Source organism: Pseudomonas sp. rhizo66 (assembly GCF_031931925.1).
Taxonomy (GTDB): Bacteria; Pseudomonadota; Gammaproteobacteria; order Pseudomonadales; family Pseudomonadaceae; genus Aquipseudomonas.
Genome location: NZ_JAUJWZ010000001.1, coordinates 400,838 through 421,056 on the forward strand (window position 1 = coordinate 400,838; position 20,219 = coordinate 421,056).

The following is a 20,219-nucleotide window of genomic DNA, read 5'->3' on the forward strand; positions in this document are numbered from 1 at the left end:
ATTCACCCGCTGATCATCGGTTGACGTGCATTGTTATCAGCGGTGACGCGCGGCGAGGCGCATCACCGGGTTTCGTTTAGTTCGCGACTGTGCCGAGCGCTTCTGCCTCGTATGGCTGCCCGCGCAGGAGGGCGATGTCACGACTCGGCGCAGTGCCGAACAGCCGGCCGTATTCGCGGCTGAACTGCGAAGGGCTTTCATAGCCGACCGCAAACGCCGCCCGCGAAACGTCCAGGCGTTCTACCAGCATCAGTCGGCGTGCCTCGTTGAGCCGCAGCCATTTCTGGTACTGCAGCGGGCTCATGCCAGTGAGTTGGCGGAAATGATGGTGAAAGGTTGGCGCGCTCATCTGTACCCGGGCGGCCAGATCGTCGATGCGCAGGGCATCGCTGTAGTTGACCTTGAGCCAGTCAATGGCCTTGGCGATGCGATAACCCTGACCATCGACGGCCGTGATCTGTCGCAGCCGTGCGCCTTGGTCGGTATGCAGCAACCGATAGTGGATTTCGCGCAAAATCAGCGGCGCCAGCACCGGGATTGCCTCGGGTTCATCGAGCAATGCCAGCAGGCGATCGAGCGCGCCCTCCAGCGCAGACGACAGGCTGCCAATCGCGGCGCCCGTGCCCGTTGCTGGCTGGCGCTTGGCCGGCAGGCCGCTCTTGGTGATGACTTCGGCGAGCATGCTGACATCCAGTTTCAGCACCAGCCCGACACAGGGCTGTTCGGGGCTGGCGAGCATCACTTCGGAGTTGGCGGGCAAGTCCAGCGACGTCACCAGAAACCGTGACGGGTCGTAGCTGTAGCCTTCACCACCGACCCACAAGCGCTTTTCGCCGCGGCCCACGAGAATCAGGCTCGGTTCGATCATGCACACCACGGGCGGTGCTGGTTGGTCGCGACGAAACAGCGACAAGCCGGGTATGGCCGTGGCGAAGTCGCCCGGTGCGCTCACGCGCGGGTCGATGTTCAACGCCAAAGGCGATGCCTGGGGCAGGGGGGTAGGGATCATGTCGGGTCACTCCTGTTGACCGAACTCTAATCCGCGCACGAGACGTTTCCTATCCATCACCCTGCATCGCCAGAGGATCAGGCAAGCATTCAAGAGGAATGCACTAGGGAAGGGCCGGATTGACCGGGAGAATGTGTCTATCTGTTACAGGGGCAGCGCCCGAATGGGCTTCAAGCTGCGTGCCCCTGCGCATCACATCCACAGGTTTTTCGCACCACAGGTAGTTCCCATGACGTTTCCTTCTACAGATCCTTCTACAAGAACAGGTGGCTGGAGCGCCGTGCTGGCGATGTCGCTGGCCGCATTCGCCCTGGTCGCTTCAGAATTCATGCCCGTCAGTCTGCTGACGCCGATTGCGGCCGACCTGCACATCACCGAAGGCCAGGCCGGGCAGGGGATTTCCGTGTCCGGTGCCTTTGCCTTGATCACCAGCCTGCTGATTGCCTCGGTCGCCGCGCGCATCGAACGCAAGACGTTGCTGCTGAGCCTGACCTTGCTAATGATCGTCTCCGGTACGATCGTCGCGGTCGCGCCGGGTTACCCGTCATTCATGTTCGGACGTGCGTTGATCGGGATAGCGATCGGCGGTTTCTGGTCACTCTCGGCGGCGACCGCCATGCGTCTGGTGAAGCCAGAACAGGTTTCGCGAGCGCTGGCCATCGTCAATGGCGGTAATGCGCTGGCGACGGTCATCGCCGCTCCGGCGGGCAGCTTTCTCGGCTCGCTGATCGGCTGGCGTGGAGCATTCTTCTGTGTGGTTCCGGTGGCGGTGCTGGCTGCCGTGTGGCTGCTGATAAGCCTTCCTTCTTTCAAGGGCGAGCGCCAGGCTAGTAGCGGCAACGTGCTGCGGCTGATGAAGCAATTGCCAGTGGCCTTGGGCATGGTCGCCGTCAGCGTGTTTTTCATGGGCCAGTTCATGCTGTTCACTTACCTGCGTCCCTTTCTTGAGGGCGTGACCGGCGTCAGCGTCTCAACGTTGTCCTTGATGCTGCTGGGGCTGGGACTGGCCGGTTTTATCGGCACCTTTTTGATCGAACGGTTTATGGGGCGCGGCCTCTATCGAACCTTGACCGTCATCCCGCTGATCATGGCGGCCATCGCGCTGGCGTTGGTCAGCATCGGCCATTCACCGGTGCTGACCGCCGTGTTGCTCGGCCTCTGGGGACTGGTGGCCACCGCTGCGCCGGTCGGCTGGTGGACATGGCTGGCGCAAACGCTGCCGGATGATGCGGAAGCCGGAGGCGGCTTGCTCGTGGCCATTGTCCAACTGGCGATCGCCGGCGGCGCAATCGTTGGCGGTCTGGCTTTTGATCTGAGCGGTTACAAAGCTACGTTCGAGCTTAGCGCCGCAGTGTTGGTCGCCGCTTCTGTGCTTGCCTGGTTGGCGGGGCGCAATGCCACGGAAGTTCATATTGTCGAACCGGCAGCCCATTCGGACGCTGTTTCCGGCGAAGCTGAGTCCCGATTTGTCTGATCAAGCAGGAGGCTGCTCAATGCGCCAATGATGGTTGGGTCGCGACCGAGACAGTGAAGATCACAACAAACAGCACGACGACTGCCCAGAACATCACCATAACTGTCCGCATGACGACCTTAAGGCCTTGATAAAGCCTGCGCAGCCAATGGCCTTCGGGTTTTGCTTCTGCGCGGGTTCTGAGTACGCCTTTCAAATAAAAGCCGAGCAGCGCAAGCAGTGCGCCAACTATCGCCAGCGCAGGCAGGCCGGCCAGGGGGAAAATGCTTTCCCACCGATAGAAAGAAGACCGGCTCAGGAAGACCACATAACAAGTCAGGCTGCCGTAGGGCAGCGCTCTCCACCATTTGCCGGCCAGCGCTCCGACCATCAGGCACATGATCACCATGAACGGGCTGAGGAGAATATAGAGCATCCATTCCAGTACGTTGGGCAGGTAGTCCGGGGAATGGATGCTGCGCCAGAGGTGTTCCAACATTGTTCGGGTTCCTGCCTTCTAGGGAGTCATGCTGCTGCGGTGCTTCCGTGCTGCTGCACGGTATCGGCGTGTTTTTGGGTTACATGAGGGCTGTTGTGTGAATCAGGGGCTTTATGGGGGGGGCTACGCCGGAGCATGTCCGGGCGGTGGAGGGATTCGGTAAAACGTCCAAAAAAGCCATGGCCACTTCAACATCACCAGTATCCGCAAATATCAGCTTACGTCTCAGCTGACATCCGATGATTCTCCACCAAGAAGTCGACGAACAACCGCACCCGCGCCGGCATTGCCGCGCCGCCGACGAACACCGCATGAATCGGTTCCTGGTCACCGGGGTTCCAGTCTTGCAAAAGCGCAATCAGATCGCCGCGCTGCAGATCCTCGCTCACGCTGAATTCGCCGATGCGTGCAATCCCGGCACCCACTCGCGCGAGTTGTGCCAGCGCTTCACCGCTGCTGCATTCGATGTTGCCGCTGACCTTCAGGGAAAACGCTTTGTCATCGCGGATAAATGGCCAGTTGGGTTCGGCACGCTTGAAATTGAAGCGCAGGCAGTTGTGTTGTAGCAGGTCTTCCGGTTCCTGCGGGATGCCGTGGCGCTGCAGATACTCGGGCGATGCCACCACGACCTGGCCGGTGGTGCCGATCCTGCGTGCGGTCAGCGGGCTGTCGGGCAGATGGCCGAAGCGCACCGCGACGTCGGCTTGCCCGCCAAGAATGTCGACCACTTCGTCGCCGAGGGTGAGGTCGACGACGATGTTCGGGTAACGGGCGCTGAAGGCTGCGACCAACGGAACGATGGCCAGGCGTCCATGGACAAGGGCGGCACTGACGCGCAATCGACCCTTGGGTACGCCTTGGTCGGCGATGGCTTCTTCGACCTCGTCCATGTCGGCGAGGATCCGCCGGGCACCGCGCAAAAACGCTTCGCCCTCGGCTGTGAAGGTGATCGCTCGGGTGGTGCGCAACAGCAGGCGGGTGCCCAGCCGTTGTTCGGTGCGCGCGATGATCCGACTGACCGCCGAGGGCGTCAGGCCCAGTGCACGCGCGGCGGCCGACAGGCTGCCTTCCTGCGCCACGGTGGTGAACACGCTCATTTCACCTGACCTGCCGTTGAAATCCACTTGTGCCTCCTGCGCAAAGGTGATTGCCGAAAATGCTATCTACCGCCTGAAAAGACGGGATCGTAGCATTGGCGGCATAGATAAGGAGCTTTCCATGCGTATCAATCCACCACTTGTCGCACTCGCCATTGGTGCCTTCGGCATCGGCGTTACAGAATTTGCCCCCATGGGCATGTTGCCGGGTATCGCCGCGGATCTGGGCGTTTCCATTCCCGCTGCCGGTTTGCTGGTCAGCGCTTATGCGCTGGGCGTTTTGCTCGGCGCACCACTGATGACCCTGACCACCGGCAAGATTCCCCGGCGTTATCTGCTGATCGGGCTTATGGCGATTTTTACCCTGGGTAATCTGATGTCAGCCTTGGCCACCGATTACTACAGCCTCATGGTCGCCAGGGTGGTGACCTCACTGAACCACGGTGCCTTTTTTGGCGTTGGCTCGATCGTCGCCGCCAGCGTGGTCGCTCCGGAGAAACGTGCCGGGGCGGTTGCGGCAATGTTCATGGGCCTGACCCTGGCGACCATTGGCGGTGTGCCGCTGGCCGCCTGGTTTGGCGAACTGTTCGGCTGGCGCACGGCTTTCTGGGGGATTACCGGCCTGGGCGTGGTGACGATGGCCGCGTTGTGGTTCGCCTTGCCCAACGTGCGAGCACCGCAAAGCGTCGGTGTCATGGCGGAAATCCGCGTATTGGGCCGCGGCCCGGTGCTAGCCGCGCTGGCCCTGACTGTCGTCGGCTCAAGCGCCATGTTTACCGTGTTCACCTACATCGCACCGATCCTCAGCAGCGAGACCCATGCGTCCACCGCTTACATCACCGCCATGCTGATGCTTTACGGTGTCGGGTTGACGCTGGGTAACATGTGGGGCGGCAAGGCTGCTGACCGCTCGATCGATCGCACCCTGATCGTCTCGCTGAGCGTGCTGATTTTGGTCTTGTTGGCGTTCACCGTACTGATGCGTTGGCCGCTGCCGGCCGCGGTGGCCATCCTGATCTGGGGTATCGCCAGTTTTGCCTTGGTGCCGCCGCTACAGATGCGCGTCATGGAAGCGGCGAAGGACGCGCCCAATCTGGCTTCGGCAGTGAATATCGGCGCCTTCAACTTCGGCAACGCGATTGGCGCGGCGCTGGGCGGCGCGGTGATCAGCAGCGGGCTCGGTTATCCGGCGATCTCCCTGGCCGGCGCGGCAATGGCGGGCCTGGGGCTGCTGATGGTGTTGGCGTTTGCGTGGCGTTCCAGAACGGTTGAAGCGGCAACGGTGTGACAAGCTCCGGTCAGCCTGAAACAGCCGAGCTGGCGTAGTTACAAAAGCCCTTGATCGAGGCCCGTTTTGGCGGGCCTCTTTTTCACCGCCGTGAACAGCCTAATCAAAGCGTCGTGATCTGCCCATTGCGATCCAGCTCATACACCTTGTAGCCCTGCAATTTCTCCTTCAGCCAACGCTCCGCCTTGCCCAACGGCCGCTGCCGCGCCCAGAGCAAATCGACACCAATCTGCCAGTCGGTATGCGGATACGCCGAGAGCTGCAGTTCCACCAGCTCACCTTTGGCCAGTTCTCGCTGAACCAGCTGCCGGGGCAGGGTGGCCCAGCCAAGCCCGGCGCGGACCATTTCCAATAACGCCAGATAACTTTCCGCTTGCCACAACTGGGTCGAGCGCAGGTATTCGCTGCTCGGCAGTTTGCTCGCGTGAGCGCTGAAGGCCAGGCGCCGATGAACGTGCAGGTCGTCGAAGGTGACGTTGTCGAGTTGCGCCAATGGATGCTCCGGGTGGCAGACGTGCAGCATGATCAGTTTGCCCAGTTGCTGGAACGCCAGTTCCTTGGGGTAACCGGGCTGCGAGAACGCCACGCCGAGTACCGCTTCGCCGCTGCTGACCAGTTCGCTGACGTCGCCGTACACCGGATGGCGGATGATCAGGTCGACGAAAGGGAATGCGGCTTCGAAGGCTTTGAGCACGGGCATGATCGGGCCGTACGGCGTTTCAATCGCCAGTGTCAGGCTGGGTTCGACCTGTTCCGACAGACAATCGGCGTGGGCTTCAAAAGTCATGCAGCGTTCGAGCACGGCTTCGGCCTGTACCAGCAATTTGTGGCCACTGGCGGTGAGGGCAGGGCTGCGGTTACTGCGGTCGAACAGGTCGACGCCCAGGTCGGTTTCGAGGTTGGCAATCGCCGCGCTGATGGTCGATTGGGTCTTGCCCAGTTTGCGCCCGGCGGCAGAAAACGATCCGCTTTTGACCACTTGGACAAACATCAACAGTTGATCGAGTGAGAAGCGCAAAAGGTGGACTCCCGGGTCGAGGATAAGGGTTGGAAGCAGATCACGAATGCCTGATTTTGCCATCGAAAAAAGCGATGGTTGCTAATTTGTTTCATCGTAATAAACGTTCAAATATGACCCCGCGTCAAACGATCTCCGGGGCGGATCTGACTTTCAAACGCCCCTGAGCATGCCCGCGATCTCAACAGATGCCGCACCTTCAGGAGCGTGTGAAATGACCCCACAACGCATTCATCCGGTGGACGAGGTTTTGCCACTGCGACAGTTGTTCACGTTTGGCTTGCAGCATGTTCTGGTGATGTACGCGGGGGCAGTGGCGGTACCGCTGATTCTTGGCAGTGCGATGGGGCTGACCTCGGCGCAGGTGGTGTTGCTGATCAACGCCAACCTGTTGACCTCGGGTGTGGCGACGTTGATTCAAACCCTCGGTTTCTGGAAATTCGGCGCACGGCTGCCGCTGATTCAGGGCTGCTCATTCATTGCCCTGGCGCCGATGATCATGATCGGCAAGGAATTCGGTCTCAGTCAGATTTTCGGCGCGGTGATCGCCGCAGGCTTTATCACCATTGCCCTGGCGCCGGTGTTCAGCCACTTGCTGCGGTTTTTTCTGCCGGTGGTGATTGGCAGTCTGATCACCATTATCGGCATCTCGCTGATGCCGGCAGCGGCGATCTGGCTGGGCGGTGGCAATCCCGACTCGGCGGATTTTGGCAATCCCGCGAACCTGTTACTCGGTTTGGCCACCGTCAGCGTGACACTGGTGATCTACGCCAAATGCAAGGGCTTCCTCGGCAACCTCAGCGTACTGATCGGCCTGTTCGTCGGCAGCCTGATCGCCGCGGCCTGCGGCATGACTCACTTCAATCGGGTCAGCGAAGCGGCGTGGTTCGAACTAAGCGCACCGATGGCATTCGGCGCCCCTGAATTCGCGCCGGTGCCGATTCTGATCATGACCCTGGCGATGCTGGTGATCATGGCCGAAACCACCGGTAACTGCCTGGCGATCGGCAAATTGACCGGCAAACCGACCACGCAACAAACCCTCGGCAACGCGTTTCGCGCCGACGGCTTGTCGACCATGCTCGGAGGCTTGTTCAACAGTTTTCCTTACAACGCCTTCACCCAAAATACCGGTTTGATTGCGCTTTCGAACGTGAAAAGCCGCTTCGTCGTGGCCGCTGCCGGGGCAATCATGGTGCTGATGGGCCTGTTCCCGAAACTCGGCGCGTTGATCGCCGCAGTGCCAACGCCGGTGCTCGGTGGCTGCGCGATCGTGATGTTCGGCATGACCACCGTGGCGGGGATTCAGGAACTGTCACGGGTGCAATTCGAGGGGACGCGCAACGGCATCATCGTCGCCGTGTCGGTGAGTGTCGGGGTGCTGCCGATGTCTTTCCCGGCGCTGTTCGAACACGTCGGCCCGACCCTGAAACTGGTGCTCGACAGCGGGATTTTCCTCGGAGCGATCACCGCCATCGTCCTCAACATCCTGCTCAACAACGACAAAAAACCCACTGAAACCATCGGCGCTGAACTGGCCGACTGACTGTTTGTTTTCCACTGCCCAGGAGTCACCCATGAATCAATTCACTCAGCTCATCCCGGCCGGCGTCAGCGAACTTGATCTGACGTTGCTGCGCCAGACCATCGCCCTGTCCGAGGCATCGAAGCAACGCGGTCGCCATCCGTTCGCGGCATTGGTGGCCGACCGCAACGGCAAGGTGATTGTCGAAGCGGGGAACAACTCGATGCCGCCGGAAGGCGATCCGACTCAGCACGCCGAGTTGGTGGCGGCCGCAGCGGCGGCAAAACTGCTGTCACCGCAAGAGCTGGAACAGTGCACGTTGTACACCAGCGCCGAACCTTGCTGCATGTGCGCCGGCGCGGTGTATTGGACCGGGATCGGGCGGGTGGTTTACGCCTTGTCGGAACATGCCTTGCTGGGCTTGACGGGTGACCATCCGGAGAACCCGACGTTCTCGCTGCCATGCCGCGAAGTATTCGCCAAAGGCCAGCGCAAGGTCAGTGTGTTGGGGCCGATGCTGGAGGGGGAGGCGGCTGAGCCGCACAAGGGTTTTTGGTCGTAACAGGTTAGAAACCACGCTCGATTGGCGTGGTGCTGCCCCTCTAGAGACGCAGGAAGGGGCATTGAACCCGCCAATTCACAAATGAGAGCGGGCAATTCCAATGCCGAAATTGCCTTTGTCGTTGAGTATCTATGAGGCCAACAGCTTCTTTACTTCAGCCACAATCACCGCAATGTCGAACGGCTTGGGCAGCACCACGTCAAACAGATCCGAACGCTGTATGCCGATGTGCGCCTGCGCTCCACTCATGAGAATGATCGGCAAGTGTTTGACGGAAGGCTGAGCACGCACGGCTTCGGCGAATTCGAGGCCGTCCATGACCGGCATCATGAAATCAGTGATGATCAGTGCTGGCCGTTCTCTCTCCAGCACTTCGAGGGCTTTCTTGCCATTGCTGGCCGTCACCGTCATGAAACCCTCATCCTCCAGCGCAAAGCCAAGAATGTCAGCAATCAGATACTCGTCGTCGACTACCAGGATGGTGGTCATGTTATTTCAACCCGCTCGAAGACTTACGATATTGAACCAGGCAATGACTCAGATGAGACGGAAGGTTCATTTCTCAAAGCCTTTTCCAGGAACACATCTTGATCACGGATAACCACCTCGAACCGCGAAGGGTTATAAGAGCTATCACGTATCTTGAGAATGGAAAGCGTCCTGCGAAGTTCAGCGTGATTTTCAAAGAAACGCATGAGAATCAGGTTGTCGACAATACTCGACAGGTCGGAGTTCGGTGCGCTGACCTCGGAGCCGAACAGATCGCGCATTTCCCAGGAGGCGAAGACCGTAACGCCTCGCGACCGCAGCTCGTTCATCAGCGCACTGAAAAAGTCGGTGATGCGTCCCGGTGTGGTTGAAACCCGAGTCATGCCGCTGAGGCTGTCGATGAACAGGCGCTTGATACCTTTTTCATCGACCAGGCTCAGCAGGCGCGCACCGAGGCCGTCCAGCAAGCCCTCGGTGGTAGGCTGCCAGGCAATGCTCAGCGCACCGCTGTGTTCCATTTGTTCAATGTTGATGCCCAGCGAGCGGCCTTTGAGTCGCAGCCGTTGCGGGCTCTCATAGAAACCGAAATGCAGGCCCGGCGCCTCGGCCGTCGACTGCGCGAGAAACTTCAGACCCAGCGTGGTTTTGCCGATCCCGGAAGGCCCCATGACGAGCGTGACGCTGGAGCTGTGCAAGCCGCCACCGAGGATGTCATCCAGCGAAACGATGCCGCTGGGAATCCGTGTCATGTCTGCGCTGTCGGGGGCGGAAGGGCGTTTGTACAGACTTTCCAGGCGCGGATAGACCACCAGGCCGTGATCGGTGATCTCGCATTCGTGAACACCGGTCAACGCGCCGCTGCCACGGGTCTTGCGCAGGTGAATGCGTCGCACCGATCGCGTGCCGAACAGCTCTTCGCCCATTTCGATGACGCCGTCGACCATTGTGTGTTCCGGGCTGCCGTCGTCCAGGCGCGAGCTGGTGAGAAACAGCACGGTGCAACCGGCGAATGCCGCGTGGCCTTGCAGTTCGGAGATGAATTTTTTGGTGTCGATCGGTGAGTCGGCCTTGGAGCGCGCGTTGAGCAAACCGTCGACGACCATGACCGTCGCTTTCTGCCGGCTGATTTCGCGCCGCAGCAGTTTCACTACTTCATCGAGGCCTTCGTTTTCCAGCGTATCGAAAGCGCTGACAAACTGTATTTCGGCGCCCACTCGCGAGGCGTCGAAAAAACTCATGGTCGACAGAAACTGAAACAGCCGGTCGTGGGACTCGGCCAGCAACGTGGCAACCAGGACGCGACCGCCATTGCGGGCATGATGGAAGCCGAGCTGATTGGCGAGGATGGTCTTGCCGGAACCGGGGCGGCCTTGAATGATGTACGAAGCACCCGCGACCAGGCCTCCCTGCAGCAGCGCGTCGAGCCCTTCGATTCCGCTTTGAAGGCGTTTTAGCTTTTCCACTATGCGACCCTGATCTGAAAAAACAGGCTTGTTAAGCCGGATGGATGAAATGCTAACGCCATTTCCTTTTTTGGGCCATGGCGGTGGAGGCAAAGTAGCGTTGGAAAGTGATGCTTGGCGAGTGACGGCATGCAATCCGGGAATAAGGACAACCTGCGCGCAAGAAGATTCGATTGCCAAATCCGGCGAACGACAAAGCCGGCATAGTCAGGGCTTTGCCGAACCTGAGATAACGCAGGTGATGGGATTCGAACTCATGACTACCCTTTGACTCACGCAGCCTGACTGATTGCAGGTACAAATTTTACGGAGAATTTACGGAGTCTTCAGGATGGGCATCCGATACTGCGCGGTGCTAATTTGGAACGCTATTGTGATGTCCCACGCAGCAATTCGGCTTATAGGCTTCATCCTGGGTATATTTTTGATTACCCTGGCGGTAAGCATGGCTATCCCCATGATCACGCTGGTGTTTTATGAGCGTAGCGACGATCTGTCGGCCTTCCTCGGGTCGAGCCTGATTACCTTCATCTGTGGTCTGCTGTTGATCGTGCGAGGGCGTCCGGACACGGGCAATCTCCGCCCGAGGGACATGTACTTGCTGACTACCGCGAGCTGGGTCGTTGTGTGTGCCTTCGCAGCTTTACCCATGGTTTTCATCAGCGATATCAGCTACACCGATGCATTCTTCGAAACGATGTCGGGCATCACAACCACTGGCTCGACTGTACTCACCGGTTTGGATAGTTCATCTCCTGGTTTGCTGATATGGCGTTCCATGCTCCATTGGTTGGGCGGCATCGGTTTTATCGGCATGGCGGTGGCAATTCTTCCACTCTTGCGAGTCGGTGGCATGCGTCTTTTCCAGACAGAGTCCTCGGATTGGTCGGAGAAAGTGACACCGCGTTCTCATATGGCAGCCAAGTACATTCTTTTGCTCTATCTGGGCCTGACGGGTATCGGCACTTTGTTGCTCTGGCTCGCAGGAATGACGCCATTTGAAGCGGTCAACCACGCAATGTCGTTGATCTCAACCGGCGGGTTCTCAACTTCGGACTCCTCTCTTGGGCATTGGAAGCAACCAGCAATTCACTGGGTGGCAGTAGTCATCATGATTCTGGGCAGCCTGCCATTCACCTTGTACGTTGCAACATGTCGGGGTAATCGGCGTGCGCTGATCAAGGATCACCAGGTCCGCGGGTTTATTGGATTCCTGCTCGTCACATCGTTGGCTGTAGGTACCTGGCTGTATTTTCACAGCGACTACGGATGGTGGGAGGCGTTTCGTATCGTGGCGGTTAATGTCACCTCGGTCGTCACGACCACTGGTATTGCGGTTGGCGACTACACCTTGTGGGGCAGCTTCGCTGTTTTGCTGTTTTTCTATCTGACCTTCGTCGGTGGCTGTTCCGGATCAACGGCAGGCGGGCTCAAAATCTTCCGTTTTCAGGTGGCTGCCGCGCTTCTGGTCAGCAGTTTGAAGCAGTTGATCCATCCTCGAGCCGTGATTCAGAAAAAATACAACGGCCATCCCATCGATGAAGAGATCGTACGCTCGCTGTTGACCTTCTCGTTTTTTTTCACCATCACGATTGCCGCCATCGCTTTGGGCCTGGCTTTGATTGGGCTTGATTGGATAACCGCATTAAGCGGTGCCGCTACGGCGGTGTGTAACGTCGGACCCGGCTTGGGCACAATCATTGGGCCGGCAGGTAATTTCTCATCACTGCCGGATGCGGCGAAATGGCTACTCACCGTCGGCATGCTGCTGGGAAGGTTGGAAATTCTGACTGTGTTGGTGCTCGTAACCCCGGTTTTCTGGAGATATTGACCCAGCGAGTCGTGCCCTGAATTTCAGTACATACAAAAACGCCGCTCAATGAGCGGCGTTTTTTGTAGCGGGCAGTGACGCGTCGCAGGTTATTGCGAGCCTCAGGCTACGCCGTTCCAGGGACGATCTCCGTTTTCGTCCTTGATGCGGGTCGGCAGACCCATTACGTCCAGCGCTTTGAGGAACGGCTCAGCCGGCAGTTCCTCGACGTTGGCCATGCGCTGCACATCCCACTCGCCGCGGGCGACCAGCAGGGCAGCGGCAACAGGCGGTACGCCGGCGGTGTAGGAAATGCCCTGGCTGTCGGTTTCGGCAAAGGCTTCCTCGTGGTCGGCCACGTTGTAGATGAACACTTCGCGCGACTGGCCATCCTTGGTGCCCTTGACCAGATCACCGATGCAGGTCTTGCCGGTGTAGCCGGGCGCCAGCGAGCTCGGATCAGGCAGCACGGCCTTGACCACTTTCAGTGGCACGACTTCCAGGCCTTCGGCGGTCTTGACCGGTTGTTCGGACAGCAGGCCGAGGTTCCTGAGGACCGTGAACACGTTGATGTAGTGCTCGCCGAAACTCATCCAGAAACGTACGTTGGGCACGTCCAGATTCTTCGACAGCGAGTGCACTTCATCGTGGCCGGTCAGGTACAGGTTCTGCGAGCCCACGACCGGCAGGTCGTCGGTGCGTTTGACTTCGAACATGGTGTTGCTGGTCCACTGACTGTTCTGCCAGCTCCACACCTGCCCGGTGAATTCACGGAAATTGATTTCCGGGTCGAAATTGGTGGCGAAATATTTGCCGTGGGAACCGGCATTGACGTCGAGAATGTCGATCGAATCAATGCGGTCGAAATACTGTTGTTGCGCCAGTGCTGCATAGGCATTGACCACACCCGGGTCGAAGCCCACGCCGAGAATGGCGGTGATGTTCTTCTCTTGGCACTCTGCGAGGTGCTTCCACTCATAGTTGCCATACCACGGCGGGGTTTCGCAGATCTTGCCCGGTTCTTCGTGAATGGCGGTGTCGAGATAAGCGACGCCGGTATCGATGCAGGCACGCAGCACCGACATGTTGAGGAACGCGGAGCCGACGTTGATGACGATCTCGGATCCGGTTTCGCGGATCAGCGCTTTGGTCGCTTCGACATCCAGCGCATTGAGCGAGAAGGCTTTGATATCGGCGGGTTGTTTGAGGCTACCCTTGGCCTTGACGCTGTCGATGATGGCCTGGCATTTGGAGATGTTGCGCGACGCGATAGCGATACGACCGAGTTCATCGTTATGCTGCGCGCACTTGTGGGCCACCACCTTAGCGACACCTCCTGCACCAATGATAAGAACGTTCTTTTTCAATTGCTTTTTCTCTCCTTTATCTGTCCGTTTCAAGAAAGGCTGGACAGGTAGTCTTCGTAACCGAATTGGCGAACCACTTCGACGGTACCATCGAGTTGTTTCACTACGATGGATGGCATTTTCAGGCCGTTGAACCAGTTCTTCTTGACCATGGTGTAGCCGGCGGTATCGATGAAGGACAGTCGATCACCGATGGCCAGCGGACGGTCAAACTGGTACTCGCCGAAGATGTCTCCGGCCAGGCACGATTTGCCGCACACCATGTAGGTATGCTCACCCTCGCTCGGCGCCAGCTTGGCGTTCAGGCGATAGATCAACAGGTCGAGCAAGTGGGCTTCAATGGAGCTGTCCACGACGGCCAGGTGCTTGCCGTTGTAGAGGGTGTCGAGCACGGTGACTTCCAGCGAGGCACTGTTAGTGATCGCCGCTTCGCCAGGCTCCAGATAGACCTGCACGCCGTACTTTTGCGAGAACGCCTTGAGACGAGCGCAGAACGCATCCAGCGCATAGCCTTCACCGGTGAAGTGAATGCCGCCGCCGAGGCTGACCCAGCTCACTTTGTGCAGCAGCTCACCGAAGCGTTCTTCGATGGTGCAGAGCATTTGGTCGAACAGGCCGAAGTCGCCGTTCTCACAGTTATTGTGGAACATGAAGCCGGAGATCTGGCTGATAACGCCTTCGATCTTCACCGGGTCCCATTCGCCAAGACGACTGAACGGACGCGCCGGGTCGGCCAGCAGATAATCGGAACTGCTGACTTGCGGGTTGACGCGCAGGCCACGGACTTTACCCTCAGAGCGCTCGGCAAAGCGTTGCAGCTGGCTGATGGAGTTGAAGATGATCTTGTCGCAATTGGCGAGCATCTCCTCGATCTCATCGTCGGCCCAGGCCACGCTGTAGGCATGGGTTTCGCCTTCGAATTTCTGGCGGCCGAGCTTGAGTTCGTAAAGCGACGACGACGTGGTGCCATCCATGTATTGCTGCATCAAGTCGAACACCGACCAGGTCGCGAAGCACTTGAGCGCGAGCAGGGCTTTGGCCCCGGACTGTTCGCGCACATAGGCGATCTTCTGCATGTTGGTCAGCAGTTTCTGTTTGTCGATGAGGTAGTACGGTGTCTTGATCATTTCGAGGCCTCCGGCAAGGCCAGCCAAAAAAGGATGCGCATTGTGCCCGGACTGACCACATATCGAAAGAGCAGAGCGTACGACTGGTTCAGCAAATACCCCAAAAGGTTGAACGCTCGGGACGTCGGGACGTGCAACACCGCGACATCAACCACCAGTTGACGGTTATGTCGTGAAGCCTGTGCCCGACGGCCGGGTAGCTAAATAACCTCATCCAGTGCCTGTTCCAGCATGCTCACCGTGCGCTCGATATTCTGCAGTTTCTCGAGTCCGAACAGCCCGAGGCGGAAGGTCTGGAAGTCGGCCGGTTCGTCGCATTGCAACGGCACGCCGGCGGCGATCTGCAGGCCGTGCTCGGCAAACTTCCTGCCGTTCTTGATGTCGGCATCATCGGTGTAGCTCACCACAACGCCAGGGGCCTGAAAGCCGACTGCGGCCACGCTCTTGATGCCTTTGCCGGTCAACAGGGCGCGCACCCGATCACCCAGCGCCTGTTGTTGGTCGCGGATCTTGTCGAAGCCGTAAGCCTGGGTCTCTTTCATCACGTCGTTGAAGCGCGCGAGGGAATCGCTGGGCATGGTCGCGTGGTAGGCATGTCCGCCCTGTTCGTAGGCCTGCATGATCTGCAGCCACTTTTTCAGGTCGCAGGCGAAGCTGCTGCTTTGCGTCTGTTCGATGCGCTTGAGCGCCGCAGCACTGAACATCACCAGGGCGCAGCAAGGGGAGGCGCTCCAGCCTTTCTGCGGTGCGCTGATCAGCAGGTCGACTGCGCATCTGTGCATATCCACCCAAATCGTGCCGGAGGCGATGCAGTCCAGCACAAACAAGCCACCCACCGCATGCACGGCGTCGCCGACCGCCCGCAGGTAGTCGTCGGGCAGGATGATTCCGGATGACGTTTCAACGTGGGGTGCGAAGACCACCTGCGGCTTGTGCTTGGCAATGGCTGCCAGCACTTCGTCCAGCGGCGGCGGGGCGTAGGCTGCCTGGCGACCCGGCTCGACCGGCCGGGCCTTGAGCACCGTGGTCGCCGCCGGGATATTGCCCATCTCAAGAATCTGGCTCCAGCGATAACTGAACCAGCCATTGCGGATCACCAGGCATTGCTGACCGGTGGCGAACTGTCGCGCCACCGCTTCCATGCCGAATGTGCCGCTGCCCGGAACCACCGCAACCGCCTCGGCGTTGTAGACCTGTTTGAGGGTCTTGGAAATGTTCTTCATCACGCCTTGGAAGGACTGCGACATGTGGTTGAGCGAGCGGTCGGTGTAGACAACCGAGTACTCGATCAGCCCCTCGGGATCGACACTGGGATAGAGCTTGGACATGGGTGACTCCTTCGGCAGAGAGGAAACATCATTGGCAAGCAAGTGTAGGCAAAGGGCAGGGATGAGCTGATTGAATTGTGCAAGTGAATCAGCGTGATTCACATTGCGTCGCAGGCTCGCCGCTCAGCGCATCCACCATCGGCGGATGCTCCTGCACCGCCTGACGCAAATCTTCGGTCACCCGCAGCTCAGCACCCGTCGGCGAGAACGTTGCTGCCGCCGCAAAAGGTGCGGGATTGGCCGGAACCGGGCGTTTGCCCCGGCGCCACAGGAAGAAGCTGACCATGCACAGATTGACCAGCGCAAAGACCCAGAACAGACCATTGGCGCCGAACGAATTCATCACCGGCGAGATCATCATCGGACTGAGCGCCGAGCCCAGTGAGTTGATCAGCAGCAAGCCCTGAATCATCGGCACCAAGGCTTCGGCAGGGGCGCGGTCGGCGGCGTGGCTGACGGCAACCGGGTAAAGTGCGAACACACCGCCGCCGAGCAGAAACAACATCACTGCGAGCAGCGTCGAGGACAACGGCAGCAGGACGATCACCAGCGACAACACCGTGCACGCCACCGTCAGAATCGTCAGCACCTGCAAGCGATCCTTACGGTCGGACCAGCGTCCGACCGGGTACTGCAGGAGCATGGCGCCGAGGATCGTCCAGGCCATCATGCTGCCGACTTCTCCGACATTCAGACCGCTGCGCTGCAGATACAGCGGCAGCAAGGTGTAAATCGCCGCGATGCTGACACCCGAGCCGAAACAGCCGACCAGCCCGGTCGGCGTCACGCCCAACAATTGCCGTGGCTTGAGCGGCTCGACCTGATCGAGCAGCGGCGACACGCGCGGCAGGATCACGATCGGCAACACCGACAACGAGGCGAGCATGCCGGCGACCATGAACGGTGCGCTGTCGCTCAACCCGGTGATTTTCCCCAGCGTTGCCTGGCCCAGCACACCAGCGCCGTACAAGACGATCATGTACAGCGCGAGCAAGCGCCCGCGAATCTTCGCGTCGCCCGCCAGCAGCAGCCAGCTTTCGATCACCAGAAACACGCCGACCGTGGCCCAGCCGTTGATCAGGCGCAGGGCGAACCAGCCCCACGTGTCATAGAACAGACCCTGCAGCAGAATGGTCACGGCAATCAGCGAGGCAAAGCTGCCGTAGGCGCGGATATGGCCGATGCGCAGAATCAAACGGTCATTGAACACCGCCCCCAAAGTCAGGCCGATGAAGTAGGCGGATGAAACGATGCCGATCATCGTGGTCGAGGCACCGGCAGCGTCGAGGCGAAGGGTGGTCAGGGACGACAGGAAACCGTTGCCCAGCGCAACAATGAACAGCCCGAGCAGGGGCGCCAGCGCCATGGCCAGCAAACGCGGAGACATAAAAACCTCTGAAGATCGAACAGCGCAACGTGCGCCTCTGCGCAGGCGATTGCCAAGCCGAAAAAGTGTGTGGTGCGAGTGCCCGCCGAGCGGGCAGGGCTGTAGGGTCGGACACCCATCAGCGAGGTGTGACTAGTCCGTCAGTTACGCCGCGGTCGCCGTCTCTGGCGACAGCAAGAGCGCGCGGGATTCTAAGGCTTGTGCAGGATTTGCCAATGGTTGTTTGCTGCGACGCTTGGACGCAGGCATAAAAAGGCTGAGACCTAACGACAAGCTTTCAGCTGGGACGAGTGGCGCGATCTGCAGTTTCATTGAGAGGCTCGATACTGCCTTGGGTTGATTACCCGCCTTTCACCCTTCACGCACCGGCTTTGACCTCTGCCTTGACGACTGCTTTACGGTAGGTCAGCAAAACGATGCCCGTGACCACAATCACCCCACCGACAATCTGTCCATTACTGAGCATCTGGTCCAGCACAATCCAGCCCATCAGCAGCGTTGCCAATGGCTCGATGTTCATCACCGGGGCATTGCGCGGCATGTCCAGCCGAGGCACTGAAATGAACAGGACAATAAAACCCGTGCCGTACAGCACCATCAGGGTGGCAAGGGCCAGCCATCCGGTCGAGGTGGCGGGCAGGTTCAATCCGCCGGGAAGGGCGCCCGTCAGCCCTGCCAGGTTGACGCTGCTGAACACGATGAAAATGGTCAGCAGACTGCGTACCGAGCCACGTACCTGAGACAGTTTGTGGTCGGTGATCCACAGCGCGCAGGCGAACACGCTGGCAGCGCAGAACGCGAGTGCGACGCCCGTCAGCCATTGCGTACTGACCTGTGTCGTGGCTGAGAGACGCCCGGGGACATCCAGTACAAACACCAGCCCCATCAGAATCAAACCCATCAAGGTCGCGGTGCGTGCGCTCGGTCGCTGGCCACCCAGCACCCAGGTGAGCAATGCCAGCAGAATAGGGAACACGTTCGCCACCAGCAGGGCCAGCGCCACCGGAACCCGCGCGACAGCGGAGTACAGACACAGACTCTGCGCAGCAATCAGCAGGCCCAGCAATAGTTGCCAGCGCCAGGCACCCGCCGACAAGCGCAGGCTTTGTCTTTGCCACAGCACCAGAATGCCGAGCACCAGCAGGGTCCCGCCGGAACGCATCAGAATCGCCAGCAGCACACCCGCACCATCATCAAATGCGACTCGCGCCGCCACATGATTGCCGGCAAACGCACAGCCCATGCACAACAGAATGATCACAGCCAGATAACGGGGGTAGGGCGGCGGGACGGTTTGCGTAGCGGTAGGGCGAGGCATGGCAGATCTCAGGATTGTTAGCCGTTCGAACGACTTGGTTTTTATTGTGTTGTCGTACAACCAGCTCGTTTTATCGCATTCGGCGACGTCGGGCAATAGACCTGAAAGCGCACAACCACGCATATGTTTGGCTTTATGCTGGATTTTTCACGCCTTTGATTGAGCAAAGAGATCGTATGACTTGATAGGGCAGGGGCCCATCGGCCCCTGCTTCCAGCGATTTACACATTCATGAGAGGCGGGTCGCCTGCTTCTGCTCAGGCATGAAACGGATAATCAACGTACCCACGCTGATCCCCGCCGAAAAAGCTGCTCGGGTCCGGCGTGTTAAGCGCCAGGCCATCGTGCAGTCGACGCGGCAAGTCAGGGTTGGCCAGGAACGGGCGGCCAAACGCAATGACGTCGGCCCGATCGGCGATCAGCGCCTGTTCGGCGGATTGCGCATCGTAGCCGCCCGCCAGGATCAGCACGCCGTTCCAGGTCTTGCGCAACTGGGCAATGATCGCGTCCCAGCGCGGGTCGAAGTTCTCATCTTTGACGGTGCCGACCATCGCTGGCTCGACCAGATGCAGGTAGGCCAGATTCCATTGGTTGAGCGCTTCGACGAGGTGGCCGAAGGTGGCCTCCGGGGTGTCATCGCCCATGCCCATGAAGCGCCCCATCGGCGTCAGGCGTACGCCGACCCGTTCGGCACCGACTTCTTCAGCCACGGCCGCGACCACCTCCAGCAGAAACCGCGCGCGATTCTCCACGCTGCCACCATAGGCATCGTCACGCTGATTGCTGTTGCTGTTAAGAAACTGGTCGAGCAGGTAACCGTTGCCGGCATGAATCTCTACACCGTCCATGCCCGCCTGCAGCGCGTTGCGCGCGGCCACGCGGTAGTCCTCGACGATCCCGGCGATTTCCGCCGTTTCCAGCGCTCGCGGCACCGGCACATCACTCCAGACGCCGTTACCGTTGTCGTCGACGATAAACGTCTTGCCAGGCACCGGCAGCGCGCTGGGAGCAACCGGCAGGCCAGCATCGGGTTGAAAACTGGGGTGGGACACCCGGCCGACGTGCCACAGTTGCATGAAGATCAACCCGCCGGCCTCATGCACCGCTGCGCTGACATCACACCATGCGCGGACCTGCTCAGGGCTGTAGATGCCCGGCGTCCAGGCGTAACCCTGAGCCTGCCGGGAGATTTGCGTGGCCTCAGTGATGATCAGCGCGGCACTGGCCCGTTGGCGGTAGTACTCGGCGTTCATTGGCGTCGGCACATCGCCCGGTTGGCCGGCGCGTGAGCGCGTCAACGGCGCCATCGCCACGCGATGGGCGAGGGTATAAGGACCAAGTGCGAGGGGTTGGAACAGGCGACGGGTCATGGGTAGCTCCAGAGATCAATAGAAGGCAATCAAGCGCGGCAGCGGGGCCGCGAACCAGTGCCGCTAACTTAACCGGGTGTAGCGGGGGTGATAATCGGTGACCGGCGCT

The 20,219-nt window shown here is 59.6% G+C and carries 17 protein-coding genes; 5 read left to right on the forward strand and 12 right to left on the reverse strand.

The genetic code is table 11. From position 1 onward, the window contains the following. Nucleotides 1-76: 76 nt before the first annotated feature. The gene (locus QZR14_RS01590; RefSeq protein ID WP_250605148.1) at nucleotides 77-1,009 is read right to left on the reverse strand and encodes an AraC family transcriptional regulator; all 933 of its coding nucleotides are present in this window, start codon (nucleotides 1,007-1,009) and stop codon (nucleotides 77-79) included. Between the two features lie 229 nt (nucleotides 1,010-1,238). On the opposite strand from QZR14_RS01590, the gene QZR14_RS01595 reads away from it, so the two are divergent. Next, nucleotides 1,239-2,483 (forward strand): MFS transporter, encoded by a 1,245-nt coding sequence (locus QZR14_RS01595; RefSeq protein WP_311995709.1) that lies wholly within the window; start codon nucleotides 1,239-1,241, stop codon nucleotides 2,481-2,483. Nucleotides 2,484-2,499: 16 nt separating this feature from the next. Here QZR14_RS01595 and QZR14_RS01600 read toward each other — a convergent pair whose 3' ends face one another. Continuing rightward, nucleotides 2,500-2,961 carry a hypothetical protein gene (locus tag QZR14_RS01600; protein WP_311995710.1) on the reverse strand — a complete coding sequence of 154 codons (462 nt, stop codon included), beginning with the start codon at nucleotides 2,959-2,961 and terminating at the stop codon, nucleotides 2,500-2,502. Between the two features lie 218 nt (nucleotides 2,962-3,179). Next, the gene (locus QZR14_RS01605; protein WP_311995711.1) at nucleotides 3,180-4,085 is read right to left on the reverse strand and encodes a LysR family transcriptional regulator; all 906 of its coding nucleotides are present in this window, start codon (nucleotides 4,083-4,085) and stop codon (nucleotides 3,180-3,182) included. A 94-nt stretch (nucleotides 4,086-4,179) separates the two neighbouring features. Here QZR14_RS01605 and QZR14_RS01610 point away from each other — a divergent pair, with 94 nt between their 5' ends. After that, nucleotides 4,180-5,346: an MFS transporter gene (locus tag QZR14_RS01610; protein ID WP_311995712.1), complete on the forward strand. Its 1,167-nt coding sequence runs from the start codon at nucleotides 4,180-4,182 to the stop codon at nucleotides 5,344-5,346. 103 nt (nucleotides 5,347-5,449) lie between these two features. Here the strand turns inward: QZR14_RS01610 and QZR14_RS01615 are convergent, their stop codons facing one another. Then, nucleotides 5,450-6,364 carry a LysR family transcriptional regulator gene (locus QZR14_RS01615; RefSeq protein WP_311995713.1) on the reverse strand — a complete coding sequence of 305 codons (915 nt, stop codon included), beginning with the start codon at nucleotides 6,362-6,364 and terminating at the stop codon, nucleotides 5,450-5,452. Between the two features lie 214 nt (nucleotides 6,365-6,578). On the opposite strand from QZR14_RS01615, the gene QZR14_RS01620 reads away from it, so the two are divergent. Both QZR14_RS01620 and QZR14_RS01625 read left to right on the forward strand, forming a co-directional pair. Then, nucleotides 6,579-7,910, forward strand: coding sequence for a nucleobase:cation symporter-2 family protein (locus QZR14_RS01620; RefSeq protein WP_311995714.1), 1,332 nt, complete (start codon nucleotides 6,579-6,581; stop codon nucleotides 7,908-7,910). Between the two features lie 31 nt (nucleotides 7,911-7,941). After that, nucleotides 7,942-8,451, forward strand: a complete 510-nt coding sequence (locus QZR14_RS01625; RefSeq protein WP_250605141.1) for a nucleoside deaminase — start codon at nucleotides 7,942-7,944, stop codon at nucleotides 8,449-8,451. Nucleotides 8,452-8,580: 129 nt separating this feature from the next. On the opposite strand, the gene QZR14_RS01630 is transcribed toward QZR14_RS01625, so the two are convergent. Both QZR14_RS01630 and QZR14_RS01635 read right to left on the reverse strand, forming a co-directional pair. After that, a complete protein-coding gene (locus QZR14_RS01630) occupies nucleotides 8,581-8,940 on the reverse strand; it encodes a response regulator (protein ID WP_311995715.1) in 360 nt (119 codons plus the stop codon). Nucleotides 8,941-8,963: 23 nt separating this feature from the next. Next, nucleotides 8,964-10,403 carry an ATPase domain-containing protein gene (locus tag QZR14_RS01635; RefSeq protein ID WP_311995774.1) on the reverse strand — a complete coding sequence of 480 codons (1,440 nt, stop codon included), beginning with the start codon at nucleotides 10,401-10,403 and terminating at the stop codon, nucleotides 8,964-8,966. Between the two features lie 376 nt (nucleotides 10,404-10,779). On the opposite strand from QZR14_RS01635, the gene QZR14_RS01640 reads away from it, so the two are divergent. Continuing rightward, the gene (locus QZR14_RS01640; protein WP_311995775.1) at nucleotides 10,780-12,234 is read left to right on the forward strand and encodes a TrkH family potassium uptake protein; all 1,455 of its coding nucleotides are present in this window, start codon (nucleotides 10,780-10,782) and stop codon (nucleotides 12,232-12,234) included. A 101-nt stretch (nucleotides 12,235-12,335) separates the two neighbouring features. Here QZR14_RS01640 and QZR14_RS01645 read toward each other — a convergent pair whose 3' ends face one another. From QZR14_RS01645 to QZR14_RS01670, 6 genes are all read right to left on the reverse strand, one after another. After that, on the reverse strand, nucleotides 12,336-13,580 hold the full coding sequence (locus tag QZR14_RS01645) for a saccharopine dehydrogenase family protein (protein ID WP_095125982.1): 1,245 nt from the start codon (nucleotides 13,578-13,580) through the stop codon (nucleotides 12,336-12,338). A gap of 29 nt (nucleotides 13,581-13,609) precedes the next feature. Beyond that, complete coding sequence (locus QZR14_RS01650; RefSeq protein ID WP_095125981.1) at nucleotides 13,610-14,707, reverse strand: carboxynorspermidine decarboxylase; 1,098 nt, start codon at nucleotides 14,705-14,707, stop codon at nucleotides 13,610-13,612. 200 nt (nucleotides 14,708-14,907) lie between these two features. After that, entirely contained in the window at nucleotides 14,908-16,035 is a 1,128-nt protein-coding gene (locus QZR14_RS01655; RefSeq protein WP_311995716.1) for an aminotransferase class V-fold PLP-dependent enzyme, read from the reverse strand. Between the two features lie 88 nt (nucleotides 16,036-16,123). Beyond that, nucleotides 16,124-17,422 carry an MFS transporter gene (locus QZR14_RS01660; RefSeq protein WP_250605137.1) on the reverse strand — a complete coding sequence of 433 codons (1,299 nt, stop codon included), beginning with the start codon at nucleotides 17,420-17,422 and terminating at the stop codon, nucleotides 16,124-16,126. A gap of 358 nt (nucleotides 17,423-17,780) precedes the next feature. Then, entirely contained in the window at nucleotides 17,781-18,740 is a 960-nt protein-coding gene (locus tag QZR14_RS01665) for an EamA family transporter (RefSeq protein ID WP_311995717.1), read from the reverse strand. A gap of 257 nt (nucleotides 18,741-18,997) precedes the next feature. After that, a complete protein-coding gene (locus QZR14_RS01670) occupies nucleotides 18,998-20,110 on the reverse strand; it encodes an alkene reductase (RefSeq protein WP_311995718.1) in 1,113 nt (370 codons plus the stop codon). Nucleotides 20,111-20,219 lie beyond the last annotated feature (109 nt).

Coding starts and splice junctions, on each gene's coding strand:
- QZR14_RS01650 (WP_095125981.1), bottom strand. CDS start 14,707: ATGATCAAGACACCGTACTACCTCATCGACAAACAGAAACTGCTGACC.
- QZR14_RS01610 (WP_311995712.1), top strand. CDS start 4,180: ATGCGTATCAATCCACCACTTGTCGCACTCGCCATTGGTGCCTTCGGC.
- QZR14_RS01630 (WP_311995715.1), bottom strand. CDS start 8,940: ATGACCACCATCCTGGTAGTCGACGACGAGTATCTGATTGCTGACATT.
- QZR14_RS01665 (WP_311995717.1), bottom strand. CDS start 18,740: ATGCCTCGCCCTACCGCTACGCAAACCGTCCCGCCGCCCTACCCCCGT.
- QZR14_RS01600 (WP_311995710.1), bottom strand. CDS start 2,961: ATGTTGGAACACCTCTGGCGCAGCATCCATTCCCCGGACTACCTGCCC.
- QZR14_RS01640 (WP_311995775.1), top strand. CDS start 10,780: ATGTCCCACGCAGCAATTCGGCTTATAGGCTTCATCCTGGGTATATTT.
- QZR14_RS01625 (WP_250605141.1), top strand. CDS start 7,942: ATGAATCAATTCACTCAGCTCATCCCGGCCGGCGTCAGCGAACTTGAT.
- QZR14_RS01620 (WP_311995714.1), top strand. CDS start 6,579: ATGACCCCACAACGCATTCATCCGGTGGACGAGGTTTTGCCACTGCGA.
- QZR14_RS01595 (WP_311995709.1), top strand. CDS start 1,239: ATGACGTTTCCTTCTACAGATCCTTCTACAAGAACAGGTGGCTGGAGC.
- QZR14_RS01655 (WP_311995716.1), bottom strand. CDS start 16,035: ATGTCCAAGCTCTATCCCAGTGTCGATCCCGAGGGGCTGATCGAGTAC.
- QZR14_RS01670 (WP_311995718.1), bottom strand. CDS start 20,110: ATGACCCGTCGCCTGTTCCAACCCCTCGCACTTGGTCCTTATACCCTC.
- QZR14_RS01660 (WP_250605137.1), bottom strand. CDS start 17,422: ATGTCTCCGCGTTTGCTGGCCATGGCGCTGGCGCCCCTGCTCGGGCTG.
- QZR14_RS01590 (WP_250605148.1), bottom strand. CDS start 1,009: ATGATCCCTACCCCCCTGCCCCAGGCATCGCCTTTGGCGTTGAACATC.